The organism is Streptomyces sp. G-G2 (assembly GCF_030063135.1).
In the GTDB taxonomy this organism is placed as follows: domain Bacteria; phylum Actinomycetota; class Actinomycetes; order Streptomycetales; family Streptomycetaceae; genus Streptomyces.
This window is the reverse complement of the sequence record NZ_JASISO010000001.1, coordinates 200,624-223,612: the sequence shown is the minus strand read 5'-3', so window position 1 is coordinate 223,612 and position 22,989 is coordinate 200,624. Positions and strand designations below refer to the sequence as shown.

14 protein-coding genes are annotated in these 22,989 nt (G+C 72.1%); 8 read left to right on the top strand and 6 right to left on the bottom strand.

Features of this window, described 5'->3' with window-relative positions; all coding sequences use genetic code 11:
• Positions 1-10: 10 nt before the first annotated feature.
• Positions 11-1,024, bottom strand: coding sequence for a GDP-mannose 4,6-dehydratase (gene gmd, locus QMF80_RS01005; RefSeq protein WP_283448662.1), 1,014 nt, complete (start codon positions 1,022-1,024; stop codon positions 11-13).
• 146 nt (positions 1,025-1,170) lie between these two features.
• On the opposite strand from gmd, the gene QMF80_RS01000 reads away from it, so the two are divergent.
• The gene (locus QMF80_RS01000; RefSeq protein ID WP_283448659.1) at positions 1,171-2,160 is read left to right on the top strand and encodes a GDP-L-fucose synthase family protein; all 990 of its coding nucleotides are present in this window, start codon (positions 1,171-1,173) and stop codon (positions 2,158-2,160) included.
• Between the two features lie 18 nt (positions 2,161-2,178).
• On the opposite strand, the gene QMF80_RS00995 is transcribed toward QMF80_RS01000, so the two are convergent.
• Positions 2,179-3,654 carry a sugar transferase gene (locus QMF80_RS00995; RefSeq protein ID WP_283448658.1) on the bottom strand — a complete coding sequence of 492 codons (1,476 nt, stop codon included), beginning with the start codon at positions 3,652-3,654 and terminating at the stop codon, positions 2,179-2,181.
• A gap of 380 nt (positions 3,655-4,034) precedes the next feature.
• Between QMF80_RS00995 and QMF80_RS00990 the strand changes: the two genes are divergently transcribed.
• Together QMF80_RS00990 and QMF80_RS00985 are read left to right on the top strand one after the other, a co-directional pair.
• Complete coding sequence (locus QMF80_RS00990; protein WP_283448656.1) at positions 4,035-6,302, top strand: M4 family metallopeptidase; 2,268 nt, start codon at positions 4,035-4,037, stop codon at positions 6,300-6,302.
• A 234-nt stretch (positions 6,303-6,536) separates the two neighbouring features.
• On the top strand, positions 6,537-8,087 hold the full coding sequence (locus QMF80_RS00985; RefSeq protein ID WP_283448655.1) for a nitronate monooxygenase: 1,551 nt from the start codon (positions 6,537-6,539) through the stop codon (positions 8,085-8,087).
• On the opposite strand, the gene QMF80_RS00980 is transcribed toward QMF80_RS00985, so the two are convergent.
• Entirely contained in the window at positions 8,033-8,845 is an 813-nt protein-coding gene (locus QMF80_RS00980; protein WP_283448654.1) for a hypothetical protein, read from the bottom strand. The two genes, QMF80_RS00985 and QMF80_RS00980, sit on opposite strands and share 55 nt — an antisense overlap.
• Before the next feature lie 169 nt (positions 8,846-9,014).
• Entirely contained in the window at positions 9,015-10,562 is a 1,548-nt protein-coding gene (locus QMF80_RS00975; RefSeq protein WP_283448652.1) for an MFS transporter, read from the bottom strand.
• 171 nt (positions 10,563-10,733) lie between these two features.
• Here QMF80_RS00975 and QMF80_RS00970 point away from each other — a divergent pair, with 171 nt between their 5' ends.
• On the top strand, positions 10,734-11,750 hold the full coding sequence (locus tag QMF80_RS00970) for an Lrp/AsnC family transcriptional regulator (RefSeq protein ID WP_283448650.1): 1,017 nt from the start codon (positions 10,734-10,736) through the stop codon (positions 11,748-11,750).
• A 99-nt stretch (positions 11,751-11,849) separates the two neighbouring features.
• Here the strand turns inward: QMF80_RS00970 and glgP are convergent, their stop codons facing one another.
• Positions 11,850-14,498: an alpha-glucan family phosphorylase gene (glgP, locus tag QMF80_RS00965; protein ID WP_283448648.1), complete on the bottom strand. Its 2,649-nt coding sequence runs from the start codon at positions 14,496-14,498 to the stop codon at positions 11,850-11,852.
• A gap of 451 nt (positions 14,499-14,949) precedes the next feature.
• On the opposite strand from glgP, the gene QMF80_RS00960 reads away from it, so the two are divergent.
• The 4 genes from QMF80_RS00960 to glgB all read left to right on the top strand — a co-directional run bounded on the left by QMF80_RS00960 (position 14,950) and on the right by glgB (position 22,606).
• Positions 14,950-16,941, top strand: a complete 1,992-nt coding sequence (locus tag QMF80_RS00960) for an alpha-1,4-glucan--maltose-1-phosphate maltosyltransferase (protein ID WP_283448646.1) — start codon at positions 14,950-14,952, stop codon at positions 16,939-16,941.
• On the top strand, positions 16,938-18,653 hold the full coding sequence (gene treS / locus QMF80_RS00955) for a maltose alpha-D-glucosyltransferase (protein WP_283448645.1): 1,716 nt from the start codon (positions 16,938-16,940) through the stop codon (positions 18,651-18,653). The genes QMF80_RS00960 and treS overlap by 4 nt, the downstream gene beginning before the upstream one ends.
• Before the next feature lie 183 nt (positions 18,654-18,836).
• The gene (locus tag QMF80_RS00950) at positions 18,837-20,321 is read left to right on the top strand and encodes a maltokinase N-terminal cap-like domain-containing protein (RefSeq protein WP_283448643.1); all 1,485 of its coding nucleotides are present in this window, start codon (positions 18,837-18,839) and stop codon (positions 20,319-20,321) included.
• Positions 20,318-22,606 carry a 1,4-alpha-glucan branching enzyme gene (gene glgB, locus QMF80_RS00945; protein WP_283448641.1) on the top strand — a complete coding sequence of 763 codons (2,289 nt, stop codon included), beginning with the start codon at positions 20,318-20,320 and terminating at the stop codon, positions 22,604-22,606. Before QMF80_RS00950 ends, glgB begins: the two co-directional genes overlap by 4 nt.
• Here the strand turns inward: glgB and QMF80_RS00940 are convergent.
• Positions 22,596-22,955, bottom strand: coding sequence for a thioredoxin family protein (locus tag QMF80_RS00940; protein WP_283448639.1), 360 nt, complete (start codon positions 22,953-22,955; stop codon positions 22,596-22,598). The genes glgB and QMF80_RS00940 overlap by 11 nt on opposite strands.
• Between the last annotated feature and the right edge of the window lie 34 nt (positions 22,956-22,989).

Genomic DNA, 22,989 nt, shown 5'->3' with positions numbered 1-22,989 from the left:
TTACAGCACGTCAGCGGTCGATGCGGACCGTTGCGCCCGCCAACTGGTCCTGCACCTGGCGTACGTCGGCGTCCACCATGATCCGGGCCAGTTCCTGGACCAGCACCGTCGGCTTCCAGCCGAGCAGCTCGTGCGCCTTGCTCGCGTCGCCGATGAGGGCGTCGACCTCGCTGGGGCGCTCGTACTTGGGGTCGTAGCGCACGTGCTCGTTCCAGTCGAGACCGGCGTGCGTGAAGGAGGCCTCCACGAACTCGCGGACGGTCGCGGCGACCCCGGTCGCCACGACGTAGTCGGTCGCCTCGTCCTGCTGAAGCATCCGCCACATCGCGTCGACGTACTCCGGGGCGTAGCCCCAGTCGCGTACGGCGTCCAGGTTGCCGAGGTAGAGCTTCTCCTGGAGGCCCGCCTTGATCCGGGCGACCGCGCGGGTGATCTTGCGGGTCACGAAGGTCTCGCCGCGGCGCGGGGACTCGTGGTTGAAGAGGATGCCGTTGACCGCGAACATGCCGTAGGCCTCGCGGTAGTTCACCGTCGTCCAGTACGCGAAGACCTTGGCGGCGCCGTACGGGCTGCGCGGGTGGAACGGGGTCCCCTCGTTCTGCGGGGGCGGGGTGGCGCCGTACATCTCCGAGGAGGAGGCCTGGTAGATACGGGTGTCCACGCCGCTGGCCCGGATCGCCTCCAGCAGCCGCAGTGCGCCGAGGCCGGTCACGTCGCCCGTGTAGAGCGGGGCGTCGAAGGAGACCCGGACATGGGACTGGGCGCCGAGGTTGTAGACCTCGTCGGGGCGTATGTCGCGCAGCAGGTTCACCAGGGCGACGCCGTCCGAGAGGTCGGCGTGGTGCAGCACGAAGGACCGGTTGGCGGTCTGCGGGTCCTGGTAGACGTGGTCGATGCGCTCGGTGTTGAAGCTGGACGACCGCCGCACGAGCCCGTGCACTGTGTAGCCCTTGGAGAGCAGCAGCTCGGCGAGGTACGAGCCGTCCTGCCCGGTGACTCCGGTGATCAGTGCGGTCTTGCCCATGTGGGTCCCCTGGATGTCGTGTGATTGTCGGTGCGGTGTGCTGTGACGTGCTGTCGCGGTCCGGGCCGGGCGGCCCGGGACATTGTGCCGGTGGGGGTGGCGGGTACCGGCGCCCCGGGTCGTGCCGGACTGGCATCATCGCCGGTATGACAAATTCGCTGCCGCTCCTGCCCCCGCACGCCCGCGTCTTCGTCGCCGGACACCGCGGTCTCGTCGGTTCGGCGGTCGCCCGGCGACTGGCCGCCGACGGCCACGAGGTGCTCACCCGGGGCCGGGCGGACCTCGATCTGCGCGACGCCGCGGCGACCGCGGCGTACCTGCGGGACGTCCGCCCCGACGCCGTGGTCCTGGCGGCCGCCAAGGTCGGCGGCATCATGGCCAACAGCACCTACCCGGTGCAGTTCCTGGAGGACAACCTCAAGATCCAGCTGTCCGTGATCGCCGGTGCGCACGGGGCCGGGGTCGGCAGGCTGCTGTTCCTCGGGTCGTCCTGCATCTACCCGAAGCTGGCCCCGCAGCCGATCAGCGAGGACGCGCTGCTGACCGGCCCGCTGGAGCCGACCAACGAGGCGTACGCGCTGGCCAAGATCGCGGGCATCGTCCAGGTGCAGTCGTACCGCAAGCAGTACGGGGCCTCCTACATCTCGGCCATGCCGACGAACCTCTACGGTCCGGGCGACAACTTCGACCTGGAGTCCTCGCACGTGCTGCCCGCCCTGATCCGGCGCTTCCACGAGGCCGCGGCCGAGGGCCGCGACGAGGTCGTGCTGTGGGGATCGGGCACCCCGCGCAGGGAGTTCCTGCACGTGGACGACCTGGCGGCGGCCTGCGCGGTGCTGCTGGACTCCTACGACGGGGACGAGCCGGTCAACATCGGCTGCGGTGAGGACCTCACCATCAGGGCGCTGGCCGAGACGGTCGCCGAAGTGACCGGCTTCCAGGGGCGGCTCGCCTGGGACACGTCCAAGCCCGACGGGACCCCCCGCAAGCTGCTGGACGTGACCCGGCTGACGTCGCTGGGCTGGAAGCCGGGCATCGGACTGCGCGAGGGCATCACGTCCACCTACCGGTGGTGGCTGGACTCCCTCACGGACTCCCGCGCGGACTCCCTCACGGACTCCCCCGCAGGCAACTGATCGCATCCGCAGGGCTCCTCAGTACGCTCCGCGGCCGTCGACGACGGCGCGGAACGTACGGGCGACGACGTCGACATCGCTGGTGAAGGACCAGTTGTCGACGTACTGCAGATCGAGCTGAATCGTTTCGTCCCAGGACAGGTCGGACCGTCCGCTGATCTGCCACAGCCCGGTCATCCCGGGGCGCACGGCGAGTCGGCGCACCTCGACCTGGTCGTACTTCGCCACCTCCTCGGGCAGCGGCGGGCGCGGGCCGACCAGCGACATGTCCCCGGCCAGTACGTTGACCAGCTGCGGGAGTTCGTCGAGCGAGGTCCGGCGCAGCAATCGGCCGATCCGGGTCACCCGGGGGTCGCGGCGCATCTTGAACATCAGTCCGTCGTTCTCGTTGGCCCCGGTCAGCTCGGCCTTGCGGGCATCGGCGTCGACCACCATCGTGCGGAACTTCCACATGACGAACGGGACGCCGGCGCGACCGATCCGGCGCTGGCTGTAGAAGGCCGGCCCCGGAGAGCCGCAGCGGATCGCCAGGATCAGACCGAGGAAGAGCGGGGACAGCAGGAGCAGTCCCAGCGCGGCGCCCGTCCGGTCCAGTACGGACTTGAGCACGGGCTGGACGCCCCGGCTGACCGGAGGCGCGATCCGCAGCACGGCGAGCCCGCCCGCGGACAGGGTTTCCAGCCGCTTGACGGATATCTCCACCAGTCCCGGGAACACGGCGAGTTCGAGACCCGCGTCGTGCAGGGCCCAGGCCACCCGGCGCACCCGCTCCCCCGCCATCCGCGCGCCGGGTGCGACGAGCACCAGGTCGGCGTGGTGGCTGCGGACCGCTCCGAGCACGGCCTCGGCGTCGCCGCCGGGCATCGCGGGCATGTCGGCGGCCAGCCGGGCCGCCACCGGAATACCCCCGAGGAGGGCGCCGTGACCGACCGGTACGACGCCCACGACCACGTACGGATGGTCGGTGCGCGCGGCGAGGTGGGCGATGACGTCCTCGGCGGTGCTGGGTTCCCCTATCACCAGGACCCGGCTGACGGCCTGGGCCTCGCGCCGCGCGGCGGAGAGGTGGCGGTAGGTGAGCTTGTGGCAGGCGACGGTGACGAGCAGGGCGGGCAGGAGGGCGCCGAGGGCGGCCATCCGGGGGGTGCTCTCGTCGGTCACCACGCGGGTCACGGCGAGCACACCAATGAGAATCAGCCAGTCGTGCAGGACGGACAGCACACCGCGCGATTCTCCGAGCAGCCGGGACGCATAACGGCGCCGCAGGGCTTGTACGGCGACCCACGCGAAGGCGGCGCCGAGCGCGCAATAGACGGGACGGGCCTGCTCGGCGGCCTCGAAGACCAGACCGACGGGCACGGCCGCGCCGACGAGGTCCGCGGTCAGCGCTGCGGGCAGGTACCAACGGGCCTTGTCACCAAGTCGTCGCTCGGGCACAGCTGTCCCCTGAGCTGATCTGGCCACTCTTTGCGCAGGAAAATAGACATGCCTCATGGGCCCCCCTGGCACGTGGACTATGACGGTGGCGCATGTCCGTGGCTTCCCCTGGCAACGGACATCTGTCGCACCGGGAAACAGTACGACAAACACCCGTACGGTAAATGCCGTTTGGGTTAACGAGGCCTCTCGTTGCCCGTTTGTTAACGGGTGGTATCCCGGGTTCCGGATGTCCCGCGCTTACCGCGCGCGCTTTGGTGAACGGTTCGTATAGCGGACGCGTCTCTTCGGACAACGGACCGTTTCTGGCCAACCTTTTGACGCGCCCCTGACATCCACGCCCGCAGCTGGCACTGTTCGATCCGTTCTGCGCACCAGCCTGTTCTGCCCGGAGGCCCACCCAGCCGTCCGGAACCCCCTTGCAGAAGGAGTCTGCGTTGAGTCCCACCCCCCACCGGCGTGCCACTGCGGCCGGAGCTCTTGTTGCGGCAGCTGCCCTGCTGGCCGTCGGCATTCAGACCGGTTCCGCCTCCGCCGACGCCACCGCGTCGCAGGCCCGCACCGCCGCTCAGCCCAACCCGGGCGCGGCCGCTTACCAGCTGACGGCTTCGGAGCGTGCGACGCTCCTGTCAGAGGCCAACTCGACCACCGCGCAGGCTGCCAGGGCCCTCGGCCTCGGCGACCAGGAGAAGCTGATCGTCCGCGACGTCGTGAAGGACGCGGACGGCACCACCCACACGACCTACGAGCGCACCTACGGCGGCCTGCCGGTGCTCGGCGGTGACCTGACCGTCCACGCCAAGGGCGGCGTCACCAAGAGCGTCACCAAGGCCACCAACGCTGAGATCAAGGTCGACACCACCGCCGCGGTCACCCCGACCGCTGCCGAGGGCACGGCGTTCTCCGCCGCGTCCGCTGCGGGCGGCAAGGACGTCAAGGCCGCCAAGGGCGCCAAGAAGGTGGTCTGGGCCGCCGACGGCGTCCCGGTCCTCGCCTACGAGACGGTCGTCGGCGGTGTCCAGCGCGACGGCACCCCGAGCGAGCTGCACGTGATCACCGACGCCAAGACCGGCGCGAAGATCACCGAGTGGCAGAAGATCGAGTCGGGCATCGGCAACACCATGTACAGCGGCCAGGTCACCCTGGGCACCTCGCAGTCGGGCAGCAACTACACGCTGACCGACGCCGGTCGAGGCGGCCACAAGACCTACGACCTCAACGGCGGCAGCTCCGGCACCGGCACGCTCTTCACGAGCACCTCCGACACCTGGGGCAACGGCGCCGCCTCCAACCGCGCGACCGCCGGTGCGGACGCGGCCTACGGCGCCCAGCTGACGTGGGACTACTACAAGAACGTGCACGGCCGCAACGGCCTGCGCAACGACGGCGTGGCCCCCTACAGCCGGGTCCACTACGGCAACGCGTACGTCAACGCCTTCTGGGACGACTCCTGCTTCTGCATGACGTACGGGGACGGCACCAGCAACACGCACCCGCTGACCTCGATCGACGTCGCCGCGCACGAGATGACCCACGGTCTCACCTCGGTCACCGGCAACATGACCTACAGCGGTGAGCCCGGCGGCCTGAACGAGGCGACCTCCGACATCATGTCGTCGGCCGTCGAGTTCAACGCCAACAACGCCAACGACGTCGGCGACTACCTCGTCGGCGAGAAGATCGACATCAACGGCGACGGCACCCCGCTGCGCTACATGGACAAGCCGAGCAAGGACGGCGGGTCCAAGGACTCGTGGTACTCCGGCCTCGGCGGCCTCGACGTGCACTACTCGTCGGGTCCGGCCAACCACGTCTTCTACCTGATGTCCGAGGGCTCCGGCGCCAAGGTCATCAACGGCGTCAGCTACAACTCGCCCACCTCGGACAACCTCCCGGTCACCGCGATAGGCCGCGACGCCGCCGCGAAGATCTGGTTCCGCGCCCTGACGGTCGGCTACTTCAAGTCGAACACCAACTACGCGGCCGCCCGCACCGCGACCCTCCAGGCCGCGGCGGACCTGTACGGCTCCGGCTCGACCACGTGGAACAACGTGGCCAACGCCTGGGCGGGCATCGCCGTCGGATCGCGTCCCGCCCCCAGCGGTGTCTCGGTCACTCCGATCGCCAACCAGAACACCCAGATCAACACCGCGGTGAACCTGCAGGTCCAGGCGACCAGCAGCAACCCGGGCGCGCTGAGCTACGCGGCGACCGGCCTCCCGGCCGGACTGTCGATCAACGCCTCCACCGGTCTGATCTCGGGTACGGCCACCACCGCGGGCACGTCCAACGTGACCGTCACGGTGACCGACTCCGCCAGCAAGACCGGGACGGCGGCCTTCACCTGGACCGTCGGCACCTCGCAGCAGAACGTCTTCGAGAACACGGCCGACTACACGATCAACGACAACTCGACGGTCGAGTCGCCGATCACCGTGTCGCGTTCGGGCAACGCCCCGAGCACCCTCAAGGTGGACGTGAACATCGTCCACACCTACGTCGGTGACCTCAAGGTCGACCTGGTCGCCCCCGACGGCTCCGTCTACAACCTGCGCAACCGCACGGGTGGCAGCGCGGACAACATCGTCCAGTCCTTCACCGTGGACGCCTCCTCCGAGGTCGCCAACGGTGTCTGGAAGCTGCGCGTCGCGGACCTCGCGAGCGCTGACACCGGCTACATCAACAGCTGGAAGCTCACCTTCTGACCCCCACCGGGGCAGATGAACACCAGTTGACCTGACACGGGGCCGCCCGGGAGGAAACCTCCCCGGGCGGCCCTGTCCCATGTCCGTACGTCCGTTGCCGCACGGGACCTGCGCCTCCCGGGTGCGGGACCTTCGGCGCCCGGCAGCCGTCCCCGGCGGGTCCACACTGAGCGGGAGCGAACCTACGCAACCGTAGGTTCGGGTACCCGCACCGGGACGGACGGACGCACGCACATGCCCGCGACAGCACAGCAGCCCCACGCCGAAGCCGAGTCCCCCGCACACGCCGCGCCCGGCCATCCCTGGCTGATCCAGGGCGGCATGGGCGTCGGCGTCTCCGGCTGGCGCCTCGCCCGCGCGGTGGCCCGTACGGGCCAGCTCGGCGTGGTGTCCGGCACCGCCCTGGACGTGGTGCTGGCCCGGGTCCTGCAGACCGGCGACCCCGGCGGTCACGCGCGCCGCGCGCTCGCCGCCTTCCCGGTGCCCGAGCTGGCCCGGGCCGCGCTCGACCGCTACTTCCGCGCGGACGGCCCGGCCGAGGACGGCGCCCCGATGCGCACCACCCCGCGACTGCGCGCCACCGGGGGCGGCCAGGCCGAGATCCTCACCGTGCTGGGGAACTTCGTCGAGGTGTGGCTCGCCAAGGAGGGCCACGACGGCCTCGTCGGCGTCAACTACCTGGAGAAGATCCAGCTCGCGACCGCGCCCGCGATGTTCGGCGCGGTCCTCGCGGGCGCCGACTACGTCTGCGTCGGCGCCGGGGTACCCGGCCAGATCCCCGCGCTCGCCACCCGCCTCGCCCGCTGCGAGCCCGTCGTCAGCCGGATCCGGGTCGAGGGCGACGAGGAGCCCCTGGACCTGCTCTTCGACCCCGCCGCACTGCTCGCCGGGCACCTGCCGGGGCCGCTGCGCCGCCCGCGGGTCCTGGCCATCGTGTCGCTGCCGGTGCTCGCGGCCTACCTCGCCCGGGACGCGGCCACCCGGCCCGACGGCTTCGTCATCGAGACCAGTTCGGCGGGCGGCCACAGCGCCCCGCCGCGCGGGCCGCTGACCCTGGACGCGTCCGGCGAGCCCGTCTACGGGCCGCGCGACCACCCCGATCTCGCCAGGATGGCCGCGCTGGGGCTGCCGTTCTGGCTCGCGGGCGGCCAGGCCTCGCCGCGGGCGCTGGCCGCCGCGCGCGCCCGGGGCGCGGCCGGGGTGCAGGTCGGCAGCGCCTTCGCGCTGTGCGAGGAGTCGGGGATGGCCCGCCACCTGCGGGAGCGGGTACTGGGCCGGGCCCGCGACGGCGCCCTGGTGGTGCGCAACGACCCGGACGCCTCCCCGACCGCCTTCCCCTTCAAGGTGGCGGAGCTGGCGGGCACGGTCTCCGATCCGGAGATCGCGTCCGCCCGGCGCCGGGTCTGCGACCTGGGCTTCCTCCGCACGACCGTACGAGGCCCGCGCGGCCTGGTGTACCGGTGCGCGGCCGAGCCGGTGGCGGCGTACGTCCGCAAGGGCGGCGAGGCGGCCGACGCCGAGGGCAGGCGGTGCCTGTGCAACGGGCTGCTCGCCACGATCGGCATGGCCCAGCGACGCCCGGGCGGCCGGGAGGAGCCCCCGCTGGTGACGATCGGCAAGGACCTGTCGTTCCTGCCGGAGCTCTCCCCGGACGCCTCCCCCTATACGGCGGCGGACGTGGTGGCCTGGCTGGCCCCCGGCGCCCGCACCGTCAGTGGTTCAGCCGGCGATCAGCCGACGGAGCGGAGCACGGAGTCGAGGAAGTCGGGTGCCTCGGCGCCCTGATCCCGGTCGGGACGGCCGCCCTCGTCCGCGCCGGGCTCCATGCCCTGCTCGGGGCGGCCCTGCTGCTCGTCGCGCTGCTGGTCCGGGGCCTGGTTCTGGTCCGGGGCCTGGTTCTGGTCCGGGGCCTGGTTCTGCTCGGGGGCCTGGTTCTGGTCCGGGGCCTGACCCTCGTCGGGGGCCTGGCCCTCGTCGGGGGCCGGTCCCTGCTCCGGGGCCTGGTCGGGGCGGCTCTGCTCCGGAGCGGCCTGTTCGGGCGCGCCCGACTCCGAGGGGACCTCGTCCCGACGGCTCTGCTCGTCGCGGCCGCCCTGCTCGCGGCGCCCCCCACCGTCACGGTCGCGGCGTCCGTCACCGTCACGGTCGCGGCGCCCGTGGTGGCGGTCGTCGTCACCGTGGTGGCGGGACGGCTTGAAGTAGACCGAGCGCACCTCCAGGCCGCCCGCCGAATCCCACGGGTTCAGGGTCCGCTGCACCCGGCCGCCGCAGCTCTCGTCCTCGTACAGCTCAGCCAGCGAGTGCGTGTCGTTCTCGACGCGGTAGGCGGCCTGGTCCCCGTCGGTCCCGGTCAGCCGGTAGCAGGTGTCGTTCTCCGGCGGATGGATCTCCTCCCAGTCGCCGTCACCGTCGATCTTGTAGCGCAACTCACCGAGCGTGTGGTGACGCCCGTCGTTGTCTTGGGCGAGTGACTGCCCCGCCATCGGCAGGACGAGGGCCAGCGCGCCGACGAACGCAGCGGCGGTGGTGGTGCGAAGACGCATGAGGAGTCCGTTTCTCGGGGTCCGCGGATACCGGGTCCGGTGGCATCCGCGGGCAGCGTAGGAGCGGACGGGACGACCGGAAGGGGTCGCCATGCTCAGTACGTTCGAAGGTTCACCCGACAGGGCCGGACGGTTGACCCGGACGCACCCAGGGTCGTACGGACGGACGTCAGGGTCGTACGGGCGTACGCTCCCCGCTCGCCTGGGCGATCACCGCGGCGCCCGCCCCCGCCGCGGGGGTCCGCGCCGGAGTGCTCCGTACCAGGACGAACACCAGGACCGCGCCGAGCAGTCCCATCGCGCCCGACACCAGGAAGGTCTCCCGCAGTCCGCTCGCGAAGGCGGTGTCCACCAGGTGCGCCACCGCCTCGCGCGCCCCGCCCGCCGGAGCCGCGCCCAGCAGCCGCCCGGCCCCGCCGGAGGCCAGTGCGTCCGCCGTGCCGCGCGCGTCCGCCGTACCGCTGAGTCCGGAGACCAGGCCGGAGTGGAAGACCGCGCCGAGCACCGCGATGCCCAGGGCCGTACCCAGCTGGCGCGCGGTGTTCAGCGCGCCGCCCGCCATGCCCGCGCGGGCCGGGGCCACCGCGCCCATCGCGGTGGCGGCCAGCGCCGGGGTCGCCATGCCCACGCCGACACCGGTCACCGCCAGCCCCGGGACCAGCGCGGACCAGCCGTCACCGGCGTCCAGCGTCAGGGCCTGGAGCAGCGCGCCGACGCCGATCAGCAGCAGCCCGCCGCCGATGGTCAGCCGGGGGGAGAGCCCGTGCAGCAGCCGTCCGGCCACGGCGGAGACCGCGAAGGCGGCCAGGCTCATGGGCACCAGCACCAGCCCGGCGCCCACCGGCCTCATGCCCTCGGCGGACTGGAGCCACAGCGAGGTGTACATCAGGTACGAGAAGGCCGCGCCGGAGAGCAGCAGCCCGGCGGCCATCACGGCCACGAAGACGGGGCCGCGGAAGAGCGTGAGGTCCAGCATCGGGTGCTCGGTGCGCAGCTCCACCACGACGAAGGCGGCGAAGGCGAGGACGGCGAGCGCGAACAGGCCGAGGGTGGTGGCGGAGATCCAGCCGTTCTCGCCGACCCGGATCAGGGCGTAGGTGACGGCCCCGGCGCCGAGGGTGAAGGTGGCCATGCCGGGCAGGTCCAGGCCCTTGGCGTGCGGATTGCGGGACTCGGCGACGGCCTTGAGGGTGACGAGGACGGCGAGGGCGCAGACCGGCAGGTTGATGTAGAAGATCCAGCGCCAGCCGAAGTGCTCGGTGAGCAGTCCGCCGATGATCGGTCCGGCCGCGGCGGCGGCTCCGTTGACCGCGCCCCACACGCCGAAGGCGATCCCGCGGTCGCGCCCCTGGTAGGTGGCGCTGAGCAGGGCCATGGTGGTGGCGAACATCGCGGCGCCGCCGATGCCCTGCACGGCGCGGAAGGCGATCAGCGCGCCCGGGCCGTCCGCCAGCCCGCAGGCGAGCGAGGCGGCGGCGAAGACCACGAGGCCGCCGAGGTAGACGCGGCGGCGGCCGATCCGGTCGGCGAGCGAGCCCGCGCCGAGCAGCAGCGCGGCGAGAGCGAGGGCGTAGATGTCCATCACCCACTGGAGCCCCGAGAAGCCGGTGGACATGCCGGTGGCCATGTCGGGCAGGGCGACGGTCACGATCGTGACGTCGACCAGCAGCATGAACGCGCCGAGGCAGACCGCGGTCAGCGGCAGCCACTTCCGCATGGGGGTACTCCTTGGGCAGATCTGGATCCGGGGCCGCGAGGGGCGGAAGTCCGGCGGCCGGGGCTCTGGCTCCCGGTGTCCTCAAGGTCGCATCCCGGCCCCCCGATCCCCCACCCAGCGGTGCTCCGGTGCCGGATTTCCCCCATCGGTGGCTCTGGGATGATGGAAATCATGGAACCGGTGGAACTCGACCCGCTCGACCAAGCGCTGATCCAGGCCCTGATGATCGACGGACGGGCCTCTTTCAGTCATCTCGCCGAGGTGCTGGAGGTCTCCGACCAGACGGTGGTGCGGCGCTACCGCAAGCTGCGCACCACCGGGCTGATGCGCGTGGTCGGGCTGCCGCTGGGCAGCCGGGTCGGCCTGTTCGAGTCCTGGCTGCGGGTGCAGTGCGCCCCGGACGCGGCGCTCGCGGTGGCCGGGGCGCTGGCCCGGCGCCCGGACATCGCCTGGGTGAAGCTCGCCTCGGGCGGGACCGAGATCCACTGCATGACCAAGGCCCGGACCCGGCGGGAGCGCGACGGGCTGCTGCTGGACAAGCTGCCGAGCACCCGGCGGGTCACCGGGATCACCGCGCAGACCATCCTGCGTACGTTCATGGGCGGGCCCGAGGCCTGGTCCGGGCTGGCGGTGCTGCGTCCCGGCCAGATCGAGGCGATGACCCGGCCCGCCGCCCCGGGCGCGCCCGCGCGCCCGCCGTCGGAGCGGTACGCCCTGGACGAGGCGGAGCTGGCGATGCTGGCGGTCCTGGGCCAGGACGGCCGGGCCGGCTACCCCGAGCTGGCCCGCGCCTGCGGGCTGTCCGAGTCCACGGCCCGCCGCCGGCTCGACCGGATGCGGGACCTCGGCGCGGTCTACTTCGACGTGGAGACCGTACCCGCCATGTTCGGGTACCAGACCGAGGCGACCTTGCTGATCACGGTCCCGCCCGCCCGGCTCGCGGAGGCCGGGGCCGCGATCGGCGGCCACCCGGAGGTGCCGTTCGCGGCCGCGGTCACCGGGGCGGCGAACCTGTTCGCGGTGGTGGTGTGCCGGGACACCGACGCGCTCTACACGTACCTGACCGAGCGCGTCGGCGCGGTGGCCGGGGTGCAGCAGGTCGAGGTGATCCCCACCCTGCGCAACATCAAGCGGGCCGGGATGCTGGTGGAGGACGGGCGGCTGGTGGATCCGCCGCCCGCCCCCTGACGGCCGGTCACTGACGGCCGGTCACTGACGGCCGGCCCCTGACGGCCGGCCCCTGAAGCCCGGTCACCGACCGCCGGTCCCTGACGGCCGCCGCACGCCTCAGCGCATGACCACCCCGGATCCGACGCCGGTCGCGGGGTCCACCGGAGCGGCCACCAGGCCGAGTTCGGCGGGGGTGGCCAGCAGCGGGTGGGCGGGCAGGATCCGTACCGTGTAGCCGAAGGGCCCCGTACGGTCCAGCGCGAGCGGGCCCTCGTACTGCCAGCGGCCCTCCAGGTCCGGTCCGGCGGCGGGTTTCAGCGGGAAGGTCCGCGCCTCGCCGATGACGTCCTGCGCGTCCACCCGCCCGGCGACGGCCTGCACCTCGACCTCGTCGGGCCCGAGGGCGTCCAGCGCGACCTGGACCCGCAGGGTGAGGGTGGCCCCGAGCTCGGCGGTCCCGCCCACCGGGCCCGCGGGCCCGGCGGCCAGGGCCTCCACGTGCAGGGCGGCGACCCGCGGCCAGGCCGCCCGGACCCGCCCCTTCCAGGCGGCGAGTTCCCGTGCCGCATCGGGGGTGAGGGCGCGGTGGGAGCGGGCGGCCGGGGCGTACAGCCGCTCCACGTACTCCCGCACCATGCGCCCCGCGAGCACCTTCGGCCCCAGCGAGACGAGGGTGCGCCGGACCATCTCGATCCACCGCACGGGCAGCGCGCCCCGCCCGGCCCGGTCGTAGAACCGGGGGGCGACCCGGTGCTCGATCAGGTCGTAGAGGGCGTTGGCCTCCACGTCGTCGCGCCGGTCCTCGTCGGTGCCGTAGCCGTCGGCGGTCGGGATGGCCCAGCCGAAGTCCGGCTCGAACCATTCGTCCCACCAGCCGTCCAGGACGGAGAGGTTGAGGCAGCCGTTGAGCGCGGCCTTCATCCCGCTGGTCCCGCACGCCTCCAGCGGGCGCAGCGGGTTGTTCAGCCACACGTCGCAGCCGGGGTAGAGCTTCTGCGCCATGGCCATGCCGTAGTCGGGCAGGAACACGATCCGGTGGCGCACCCGGGGGTCGTCGGCGAACCGCACCAGTTCCTGGACGAGCCGCTTGCCGCCGTCGTCGGCCGGGTGCGCCTTGCCCGCGACGACGATCTGTACGGGCCGGTCCGGATCCAGCAGCAGACGGCGCAGCCGGTCCGGGTCGCGCAGCATCAGCGTGAGGCGCTTGTAGGAGGGGACGCGGCGGGCGAACCCGATGGTCAGCACGTCGGGATCGAGTACGGAGTCCACCCAGCCGAGTTCGGCGTCCCCGGCCCCGCGCTGGCGCCAGGAGGCGCGCAGCCGGTCGCGGACCTCCTGCACGAGCTGCTCGCGCAGCACCCGGCGCAGGTCCCAGATGTCCTGGTCGCCGATGTCGGCCACGGCGTCCCAGCGCTCGGATCCGCCGACCGACAGGGCGTCCTCGGTGCGGCCCGCGCCGATCTGGCGGGCGCCGAGCCGGACCACCTCGGGGGCCACCCACGTGGGGGCGTGCACGCCGTTGGTGACGGAGGTGATGGGGACGTCGGCGGGGTCGAATCCCGGCCAGAGTCCGGCGAACATGCCGCGGCTGACGGCGCCGTGCAGGGTGGAGACCCCGTTGGCGCGCTGGGCCAGGCGCAGGCCCATGACGGCCATGTTGAAGACCCCGGGGTCGCCGCCCGGGTAGTTCTCCGCGCCCAGTTCCAGGATCCGGTCCACGGGTACCCCGGCCAGCTCCCCGCCGTCGGCGAAGTGCCGGGCGACCAGGCCGCGCTCGAAGCGGTCGATGCCCGCGGGGACGGGGGTGTGGGTGGTGAACACGGTGCCCGCCCGGACCGCCTCGACGGCCGCGTCGAAGGCCAGGCCCTCGCCCGCCAGTTCCCTTATGCGTTCGAGGCCCAGGAAACCGGCGTGCCCCTCGTTGGTGTGGAAGACCTCGGGGGCCGGGTGGCCGGTGAGCGCGCAGTACGTCCGGACCGCCCGCACCCCGCCGATGCCCAGCAGCATCTCCTGGAGCAGCCGGTGGTCGCTGCCGCCGCCGTAGAGCCGGTCGGTCACCTCGCGGGCGACGGCGTCGTTGTCCTCGACGTCGGAGTCGAGGAGCAGCAGCGGCACCCGGCCGACCCGGGCCCGCCAGATGTGCGCGTGCAGGGAGCGGCCGCCGGGCAGCGACAGGGTGACCCGGGCGGGGGTGTCGTCGGGGCCGCGCAGCAGGGAGACGGGCAGCTCGTTGGGGTCGAGGACCGGGTAGTGCTCCTGCTGCCAGCCGTCCCGGGAGAGGGACTGGCGGAAGTAGCCGTGCCGGTAGAGCAGGCCGACGCCGATGAGCGGGACGCCGAGGTCGCTGGCGGCCTTGAGGTGGTCACCGGCCAGGATCCCGAGGCCACCGGAGTACTGCGGCAGGGCGGCGGTGATCCCGAACTCCGGCGAGAAGTAGGCGATGCCCGCGGGCAGCTCGGCTCCGCTCTCCTGGGCCTGGTACCAGCGGTCGCCGTTCACGTAGTCGTCGAGGTCGGCGGAGACCGCGTGGAGGCGTCGCAGGAACCTGCGGTCCCGGGCCAGTTCCTCCAGCCGGGCCGCGGGCACGTCCCCGAGCAGCCGGACGGGATCACCTCCGGCGGCCAGCCAGCCCTCGGGGTCGACGGATTGGAAGAGTTCGCGGGTCTCCCCGTGCCACGACCAGCGCAGGTTGCGCGCGAGATCGGCCAGCGGCAGCAGGGGTTCCGGCAGGACAGGGCGCACGGTGAATCGACGGATAGCCTTCACGTGTCCACCTTCGCAGGGGCTTACGCATCGGAGCGGCCGCACCACGCTGTGCACCCGCGCATCACCCCGGGAAGGCTAGCGCGACCCCCGCCCGGTGTCCGCCGAGCGGCATATTTCCCGTGCGGGGCGCGGCGTGACGGGGCATCAGGGTCCACGGGCGGACACGGTGGCGCTTCCTCGCCCCTACGTACGAGTAGTTGACCGAGCGTGCGGATTGGGCGGCCGAAGAGTGGGCAGGGCTCCCCGGGTAACAGCGCGCACCGCGTACGGCACAGCCCCCGCCCGACCTCCCGCCACCCGAGTGAACGCGGACAGGAGCGGCCATGCCCGCAGCCCAGCCGTCCACTGAGCGGCTAGAAACAGAGCGAACAGAGCGTGCACAACCAGCCGGAACGCCATCGGCTGGACCGTTGTCACCGAGCCCTGCGAACTGCCCCCAGGTGATCCCATCATGATCGGTCGCATTCCCGTGCTGGACGTCCGCCCTGCCGTCGACTGCGGCGCCAGACCCGCCAAGGCGGTCGTGGACGAGGTCTTCGAAGTCTCCGCCACCGTGTTCCGCGAGGGGCACGACGCGCTCGCCGCTCATGTGGTGCTGCGAGATCCGAGCGGGCGGGCGCGTGCGCCCGTGCCGCTGTACGAGCTGGCGCCCGGCACCGACCGGTGGGGGGCCAGGGTGTCCGCCGACACCGAGGGGAGGTGGACGTACACCGTCGAGGCCTGGAGCGATCCAGTCGCGACCTGGCGCGCGCACGCGGCGATCAAGGTTCCGGCCGGGATCGATGCCGGGCTGATGCTGCTGGAGGGCGCCGAGCTGTACGAGCGGGCCGCGGCGAAGATCCCCAAACGGGGCGGCCGCGAGGCCGTGCTGGCCGCCGCCGACATCATGCGGGACGAGGAGCGCCCGGCCGCACTGCGGCTGGCAGCGGCCCTGACCCCCGAGGCCGACGCCGCGCTCGCCCGCAGGCCCTACCGGGAGCTGGTGAGCGCCTCGAAGCCGCTCGCCGTGCTCGTCCAGCGCAAGCGGGCCCTGTTCGGCTCCTGGTACGAGCTGTTCCCGCGCTCCGAGGGCGCGGTGCTGGTGCCCGGCGAGGCCCCGGTCAGCGGCACCTTCGAGACCGCCGCCGAGCGGCTCCCGGCCGTCGCCGCGATGGGCTTCGACGTGGTGTACCTGCCCCCGATCCACCCGATCGGGAGCACCTACCGCAAGGGCCCCAACAACACGCTGTCCGCGGGGGATTGGGATCCGGGCGTGCCCTGGGCCATCGGCTCCACCGAGGGCGGGCACGACGCCGTCCACCCCGGGCTGGGCACGATCGAGGACTTCGACCGCTTCGTCGCCCGGGCCCGGGAGCTGCGCCTGGAGATCGCCCTCGACTTCGCGCTCCAGTGCTCCCCGGACCACCCGTGGGTGGAGAAGCACCCGGAGTGGTTCCGCCACCGCGCGGACGGGACCGTCGCCTACGCCGAGAACCCGCCGAAGAAATACCAGGACATCTATCCCGTCCACTTCGACACCGACATGAGCGGAATCGTCGAGGAGACCCTGCGCATCCTGCGGTACTGGATGGACCACGGCGTACGCATCTTCCGCGTCGACAATCCGCACACCAAGCCGGTGGTCTTCTGGGAAAAGGTGATCGCCGACATCAACAAGAGCGATCCCGACGTGATCTTCCTGGCGGAGGCGTTCACCCGGCCCGCCATGATGCGCGCGCTCGCCGCGATCGGGTTCCAGCAGTCGTACACGTACTTCACCTGGCGCAATACGAAGCGGGAACTCACGGAATACGTCACCGAGCTGTCGGGTGAATCGGCTTCCTGCATGCGGCCCAATTTCTTCGTCAATACGCCGGACATCCTGCACGAGTACTTGCAGACCGGCGGCCGTCCCGCCTTCGAGGTCCGGGCGGTGCTGGCCGCCACCCTCTCGCCCACCTGGGGGATCTACGCGGGCTACGAGCTGTGCGAGAACACCCCGGTGAAGGAGGGCAGCGAGGAGTACCTGGATTCCGAGAAGTACGAGCTGCGCCCGCGCGACTGGGCCGCCGCCGAACGCGAGGGCCGGACCATCGCCCCGCTGATCACCGCCCTCAACCGGCTGCGGCGGCGCAATCCGGCGCTCCAGCAGCTGCGGGACATTCATTTCCACACCACCGACAACGAGCAGGTGATCGCCTACTCGAAGCACAGCGGATCCCATTCCGTACTGGTGGTCGTCAACCTCGACCCGCACCACACCCAGGAGGCGACGGTCTCGTTGGACATGCCGGTACTCGGCCTCGACTGGCACGGGTCCCTCGCGGTGCGCGACGAGCTCACCGGCGAGACCTATCACTGGGGCAGGGCGAATTACGTGCGGCTGGAACCGGGGCGTACGCCCGCGCACGTACTTGCCGCTCTGCGACCGTCCCCGCTCACCGGAGGGTCACCCACCTCATGATGATCAACGATCCCGTCCACGACCTCTTCGAGGACACCCCCGCCAAGGACCGCGATCCCGACTGGTTCAAGCGGGCGGTGTTCTACGAGGTCCTCGTCCGCTCCTTCCACGACAGCAACGGCGACGGCGTGGGGGACCTCAAGGGGCTCACCGCCAAGCTGGACTACCTCCAATGGCTCGGCGTCGACTGCCTGTGGCTGCCCCCGTTCTTCGCCTCGCCCCTGCGCGACGGCGGCTACGACGTCTCCGACTACACCTCCGTCCTGCCCGAGTTCGGCGACCTCGCCGACTTCGTGGAGTTCGTCGACGCCGCGCACCAGCGCGGCATGCGGGTGATCATCGACTTCGTCATGAACCACACGAGCGACCAGCACGAGTGGTTCCAGCAGTCGCGCAAGGACCCGGACGGGCCCTACGGCGACTACTACATGTGGGCCGACAACGACAAGCAGTACCAGGACGCCCGCATCATCTTCGTCGACACGGAGTCCTCGAACTGGACCTACGACCCGGTGCGCAAGCAGTACTTCTGGCACCGGTTCTTCTCCCACCAGCCGGACCTCAACTACGAGAACCCGGCCGTGGTGGAGGAGATCGTCTCGGCCCTGCGCTTCTGGCTCGACCTCGGCATCGACGGGTTCCGCCTGGACGCGGTCCCGTACCTGTACGCCGAGGAGGGCACCAACTGCGAGAACCTCCCCCGCACCCACACCCTGCTCAAGCGGGTCCGGGCGGAGATCGACGCGCACTACCCGGACACCGTGCTGCTCGCCGAGGCCAACCAGTGGCCCGAGGACGTCGTCGACTACTTCGGCGACTACAGCAAGGGCGGGGACGAATGCCACATGGCCTTCCACTTCCCCGTGATGCCGCGGATCTTCATGGCCGTACGGCGCGAATCGCGCTACCCGGTCTCCGAGATCCTCGCCAAGACCCCCGAGATCCCGGCCCGCTGCCAGTGGGGCATCTTCCTGCGCAACCACGACGAGCTGACCCTCGAAATGGTCACGGACGAAGAGCGCGACTACATGTACGCCGAGTACGCCAAGGACCCGCGGATGCGGGCCAACATCGGCATCCGGCGGCGCCTGGCCCCGCTGCTCGACAACGACCGGCACCAGATCGAGCTGTTCACCGCCCTGCTGCTGTCCCTGCCCGGTTCGCCGATCCTCTACTACGGCGACGAGATCGGCATGGGCGACAACATCTGGCTGGGTGACCGCGACGGCGTCCGCACCCCGATGCAGTGGACCCCGGACCGCAACGCCGGTTTCTCCTCGTGCGATCCGGGCAGGCTCAACCTGCCGGTCATCATGGACCCGGTCTACGGGTACCAGGTGACCAACGTCGAGGCCGCGATGTCCACGCCCTCGTCCCTGCTGCACTGGACCCGGCGGCTGATCGAGATCCGCAAGGCGAACCCCGCCTTCGGCCTCGGCTCGTACACCGAACTGCCGTCGTCCAACCCGGCGGTACTGGCGTTCCTGCGGGAGGCCCCCTCCCAGGCGGGAGAGCCGGACGACCTGGTGCTGTGCGTGCACAACTTCTCCCGGTTCGCACAGCCGACGGAGCTGGACCTGCGGTCGTTCAACGGGCGGGTGCCGGTGGAACTCACCGGTGACGTGCGGTTCCCGCCGATCGGCGAGTGGCCGTACCTGCTGACCCTGGCCGGGCACGGCTTCTACTGGTTCCGGCTGCGGGCCGAGCCGTAGCGGCCCTCGGGAACCGAACGACGCACGGCCTCACCAAATGCACCGCGGCGGGCGGCGAATGGGTCAATCGCCGCCCTGTACGGATCATCCTGACCCGACACCAGCACACACGACCGGACAGGAACAGTCACCATCCGGGACACTCTGCGCAGTCTGACGGCCCCGGGGAAAGGACGCGATGCCATGTCGGAGGCTGCATCCACCCGGAGCCAGGCGGGCCGTTCCGGCCGCCCGGCGCCCGGCCGTACGGGATCCGCGGACCGGCTCGGCGCACTCGAACCACTGCTGCGGGCCTGGCTGCCACGTCAGCGCTGGTTCGCGGGCAAGGGACGCGCGATCGGCGTCCTGCGCCCGGTCTCGGCGGCCGAACTCCTCCCACCCGGCTCCTCCCCGGGGCTGCTGCATCTCCTGCTCGACGTGGACGGCGACTGCTACCAGCTGCTGCTCGGGGTCCGCCCCGAGCTGCCGCCCGCGCTCGCGCCCGCGCTGATCGGCCGCGCCGAGGACGGCCCGTACGCCGGTCAGGCCGTGTACGAGGGCCTCGGCGACCCGCGGCTCGCGGCCCTGCTGCTGGAACGGCTGCGCTCCCCCGGCACGCTGGGTCCGCTCCGCTTCGACCGGGACCCGGCCACGCTGATCCCGGCCGGGCTCGCGCCCCGGCCGCTGTCCGGGGAGCAGACCAACACCTCTCTGATCTACGGGGATTCGTACATCCTCAAGGTGTTCCGGCGGGTCGGCCCCGGGGTCAACCCCGACCTGGAGCTGCCCCGGGCGCTGGCCGCCGCGGGCTGCGCGCGGGTCCCGGCCCCGGTCGCCTGGTACGAGGCGGAACTGCCCGGGACCGAGCCGCTGACCCTGGGTGTCCTGCAGCCCTACCTGCGGGGTTCCGACGACGGCTGGCAGCTCGCGCTGCGCCGCCTGGGCGCGGGCGCCGACTTCACCACCGAGGCGCACGCGCTGGGCCGGGCCACGGCCGAGGTCCACAGCGCGCTCGCCGACGCCCTGCCGACCGTCGCGCTGGGCCCCGAGCAGACGGCCAGACTCGCGGCCGGGATGACCGCGCGGCTGGCCGCCACCGCACGTGAGGTGACGTCACTGCGCCCGTACGAGGCGGGGCTGCGCGGCGCCTTCGACGCGCTGGCCTCCTCGCGCGGCGCCGGGGTCACGGCCCAGCGCATCCACGGGGACCTGCATCTGGGCCAGACGCTGCGCACCCTCGACGGCAGCTGGTCGTTGATCGACTTCGAGGGCGAGCCCGCCCGGTCGCTGGCGGACCGCCGCCGCCCGGAACCGGCGGTGCGCGACATCGCCGGAATACTGCGCTCCTTCGACTACGCGGCACGCTCCCACCGGCCGTTCGCCCCCTCGTGGGCGGATGCCTGCCGGGCCGCCTTCTGCGAGGGCTACGCCCGTACGACCGGCCGCGACCCGCGCGAGGACCCCGTCCTGCTGCGCGCCTACGAGACCGACAAGGCGGTGTACGAGGCCCGTTACGAGTCCCGCCACCGGCCCGACTGGCTGCACGTCCCGATGGCCGCCGTCCGGCGGCTGTCCGAACGCGAGCGCCCGGCGCACCGCCTGCCGCCGCCCGCGTCCGACTCCTCCGCCCTCATCGAACAGCTCTCCTCCCTCCCCCGCGAGCAGCCCCCTAGGAGGCCGCACACGTGAGCGCCGCCCGACAGCCGTCGCCGACGTCCCGCCCGACCACCGCCGCCGGCACTCCGGAAACGGCGAAGAAACCGCGTGCCCCCCGGGCCCGGCGGGCCACCCCGCCCCACGGGGTCCGGCCCGCGCCCCCGCTGGGCTCCGACGAACGGGCCCGGCTGCTGGAGGGCCGCCACCACGATCCGCACGCGGTGCTGGGCGCCCGGACCCAGCGCGGCGGCGTGGCCTTCCGCGCGCTGCGGCCGTACGCCAAGGCGGTCACCATCGTCGCCAAGGGGCTGCGGGCCGAGCTGATCGACGAGGGCGACGGGCTGTTCTCGGGGCTGCTGCCGCTCACGGGGGTGCCCGACTACCGGCTGCTGGTGACCTACGACAGCGACGAGGTGGAGGTCCACGACCCCTACCGCTTCCTGCCCGCGCTCGGCGAGCTGGACCTGCACCTGATCGGCGAGGGCCGGCACGAGGAGCTGTGGACGGCGCTCGGCGCGGAGCCGATGGAGCACCAGGGCGTCGCCGGGACCCGGTTCACGGTGTGGGCGCCGAACGCCCAGGGGGTCCGGGTCACCGGTGACTTCTCGTACTGGGACGCGGTCGCCTACCCGATGCGTTCGCTGGGCGGGACCGGGGTGTGGGAGCTGTTCCTGCCCGGCGTGGGCGAGGGCACCCTGTACAAGTACGACATCACGCGGCCGGACGGCAGCCACACGGTGCGCGCCGACCCGATGGCGCGCCGGGCCGAGGTACCGCCCGCGAACGCGTCGATCGTGACGGCCTCGCACTACACCTGGCAGGACACCGACTGGATGGCGACCCGGGGCCTGCGGCCCCCGCACCAGGCGCCGTTCTCGGTGTACGAGCTGCACCTGGCGTCCTGGCGGCCCGGGCTGAGCTATCCGCAGCTGGCGGAGCAGCTCCCGGCGTACGTGAAGGAGCTGGGCTTCACCCACGTGGAGCTGATGCCGGTCGCCGAGCACCCCTTCGGCGGGTCCTGGGGCTACCAGGTGACCGGCTTCTACGCGCCGACCTCGCGGATGGGCACGCCCGACGAGTTCCGCGCTCTGGTCGATGCCCTGCACCGGGCCGGGATCGGGGTCATCGTCGACTGGGTCCCCGCGCACTTCCCGCGCGACGAGTGGGCGCTCGCGGAGTTCGACGGGCGGCCGCTGTACGAGCACCACGACCCGCAGCGGGCGGCGCACCCGGACTGGGGGACGCTGGAGTTCGACTACGGGCGCAAGGAGGTCCGCAACTTCCTCGTGGCGAACGCCGTGTACTGGTGCCAGGAGTTCCACATCGACGGGCTGCGCGTGGACGCGGTGGCCTCGATGCTCTACCTGGACTACTCGCGCGCCGAGGGCGAGTGGACGCCGAACGAGCACGGCGGACGGGAGAACCTGGACGCGGTGGCGCTGCTCCAGGAGATGAACGCGACGGTCTACCGGCGCTGCCCGGGCGTGGTGACGATCGCCGAGGAGTCCACGGCCTGGGAGGGGGTGACCCGGCCGACCGACTCGGGCGGGCTGGGCTTCGGGCTGAAGTGGAACATGGGCTGGATGCACGACACCCTGCGCTACGTCGCGCACGAGCCGGTGCACCGCAAGTACCACCACCACGACATGACCTTCGGGATGGTCTACGCCTACAGCGAGAACTACGTGCTGCCGATCTCGCACGACGAGGTGGTGCACGGCAAGCGCTCACTGGTGGGGAAGATGCCCGGGGACTGGTGGCAGCAGCGGGCCTGCCACCGGGCGTACCTGGGGTTCATGTGGGCCCATCCCGGCAAGCAACTGCTCTTCATGGGGCAGGAGTTCGCGCAGGGCGCCGAGTGGTCGGAGGCGCACGGGCCGGACTGGTGGCTGCTGGACTCCTCGTACGCCGCGGCCGACGACCACCGCGGGGTGCGCAGCCTGGTGGGCGAGCTGAACCGGGCCTACGCGGCGGCGCCCGCGCTGTGGGAGCGGGACACGGTGCCGGAGGGGTTCGCCTGGGTGGCCGGGGACGCGGCGGAGGACAACGTCTTCGCCTTCCTGCGCTACGCGGTGGACGGCTCGCAGCTGCTGTCGGTCTCGAACTTCTCGCCGGTGGTGCGGCACGGGTACCGGATCGGGGTGCCCGAGGAGGTACCGGTGTGGCAGGAGGTGCTCAACACGGACGCGGAGCGGTTCGGCGGCAGCGGCGTGCGGCACCTGCGGCCGCTGCGGCCGGAGCCGGTGCCCGCGCAGGGGTGGGCGGCGAGTCTGCGCTTGACGCTGCCGCCGCTGTCGACGGTGTGGTTCAGGCCGTGACCTGAGGGGCCGGTGCCAGGTGCTCCTCCAGGTCCTGGAGGAGCCTGCGCTTGGCGCGGGCTCCGACGAGGGTCTTGACGGGTTCGCCGTCGCGCAGGACGAGCAGGGTGGGCATGGACAGCACCCCGTACGTGACCATGGTCTCGGGGTTGCTGTCCGCGTCGATCTGCACCACCTTCAGGCGGTGGGACTCCTCGGCGGCGATGGCGGACAGGACGGGCGCCAGCTGGCGGCAGGGCCCGCACCAGTCGGCGGTGAACTCGACCAGCACGGGGCGCCCGCGCTCGGCCAGCACCTCCGCCGCGAAGGTCGCGTCGGTCACCTCGTCCACTCCCTGGGCGTGCAGCATCTTCTTCTCCCCCTGTTCGTTCGGGTACCGGCGG

Coding starts and splice junctions, on each gene's coding strand:
- QMF80_RS00950 (WP_283448643.1), top strand. CDS start 18,837: ATGTCGGAGGCTGCATCCACCCGGAGCCAGGCGGGCCGTTCCGGCCGC.
- QMF80_RS00970 (WP_283448650.1), top strand. CDS start 10,734: ATGGAACCGGTGGAACTCGACCCGCTCGACCAAGCGCTGATCCAGGCC.
- treS (WP_283448645.1), top strand. CDS start 16,938: ATGATGATCAACGATCCCGTCCACGACCTCTTCGAGGACACCCCCGCC.
- QMF80_RS00980 (WP_283448654.1), bottom strand. CDS start 8,845: ATGCGTCTTCGCACCACCACCGCCGCTGCGTTCGTCGGCGCGCTGGCC.
- QMF80_RS00985 (WP_283448655.1), top strand. CDS start 6,537: ATGCCCGCGACAGCACAGCAGCCCCACGCCGAAGCCGAGTCCCCCGCA.
- QMF80_RS00960 (WP_283448646.1), top strand. CDS start 14,950: ATGATCGGTCGCATTCCCGTGCTGGACGTCCGCCCTGCCGTCGACTGC.
- QMF80_RS00940 (WP_283448639.1), bottom strand. CDS start 22,955: ATGCTGCACGCCCAGGGAGTGGACGAGGTGACCGACGCGACCTTCGCG.
- QMF80_RS00995 (WP_283448658.1), bottom strand. CDS start 3,654: ATGAGGCATGTCTATTTTCCTGCGCAAAGAGTGGCCAGATCAGCTCAG.
- gmd (WP_283448662.1), bottom strand. CDS start 1,024: ATGGGCAAGACCGCACTGATCACCGGAGTCACCGGGCAGGACGGCTCG.
- QMF80_RS00975 (WP_283448652.1), bottom strand. CDS start 10,562: ATGCGGAAGTGGCTGCCGCTGACCGCGGTCTGCCTCGGCGCGTTCATG.
- QMF80_RS01000 (WP_283448659.1), top strand. CDS start 1,171: ATGACAAATTCGCTGCCGCTCCTGCCCCCGCACGCCCGCGTCTTCGTC.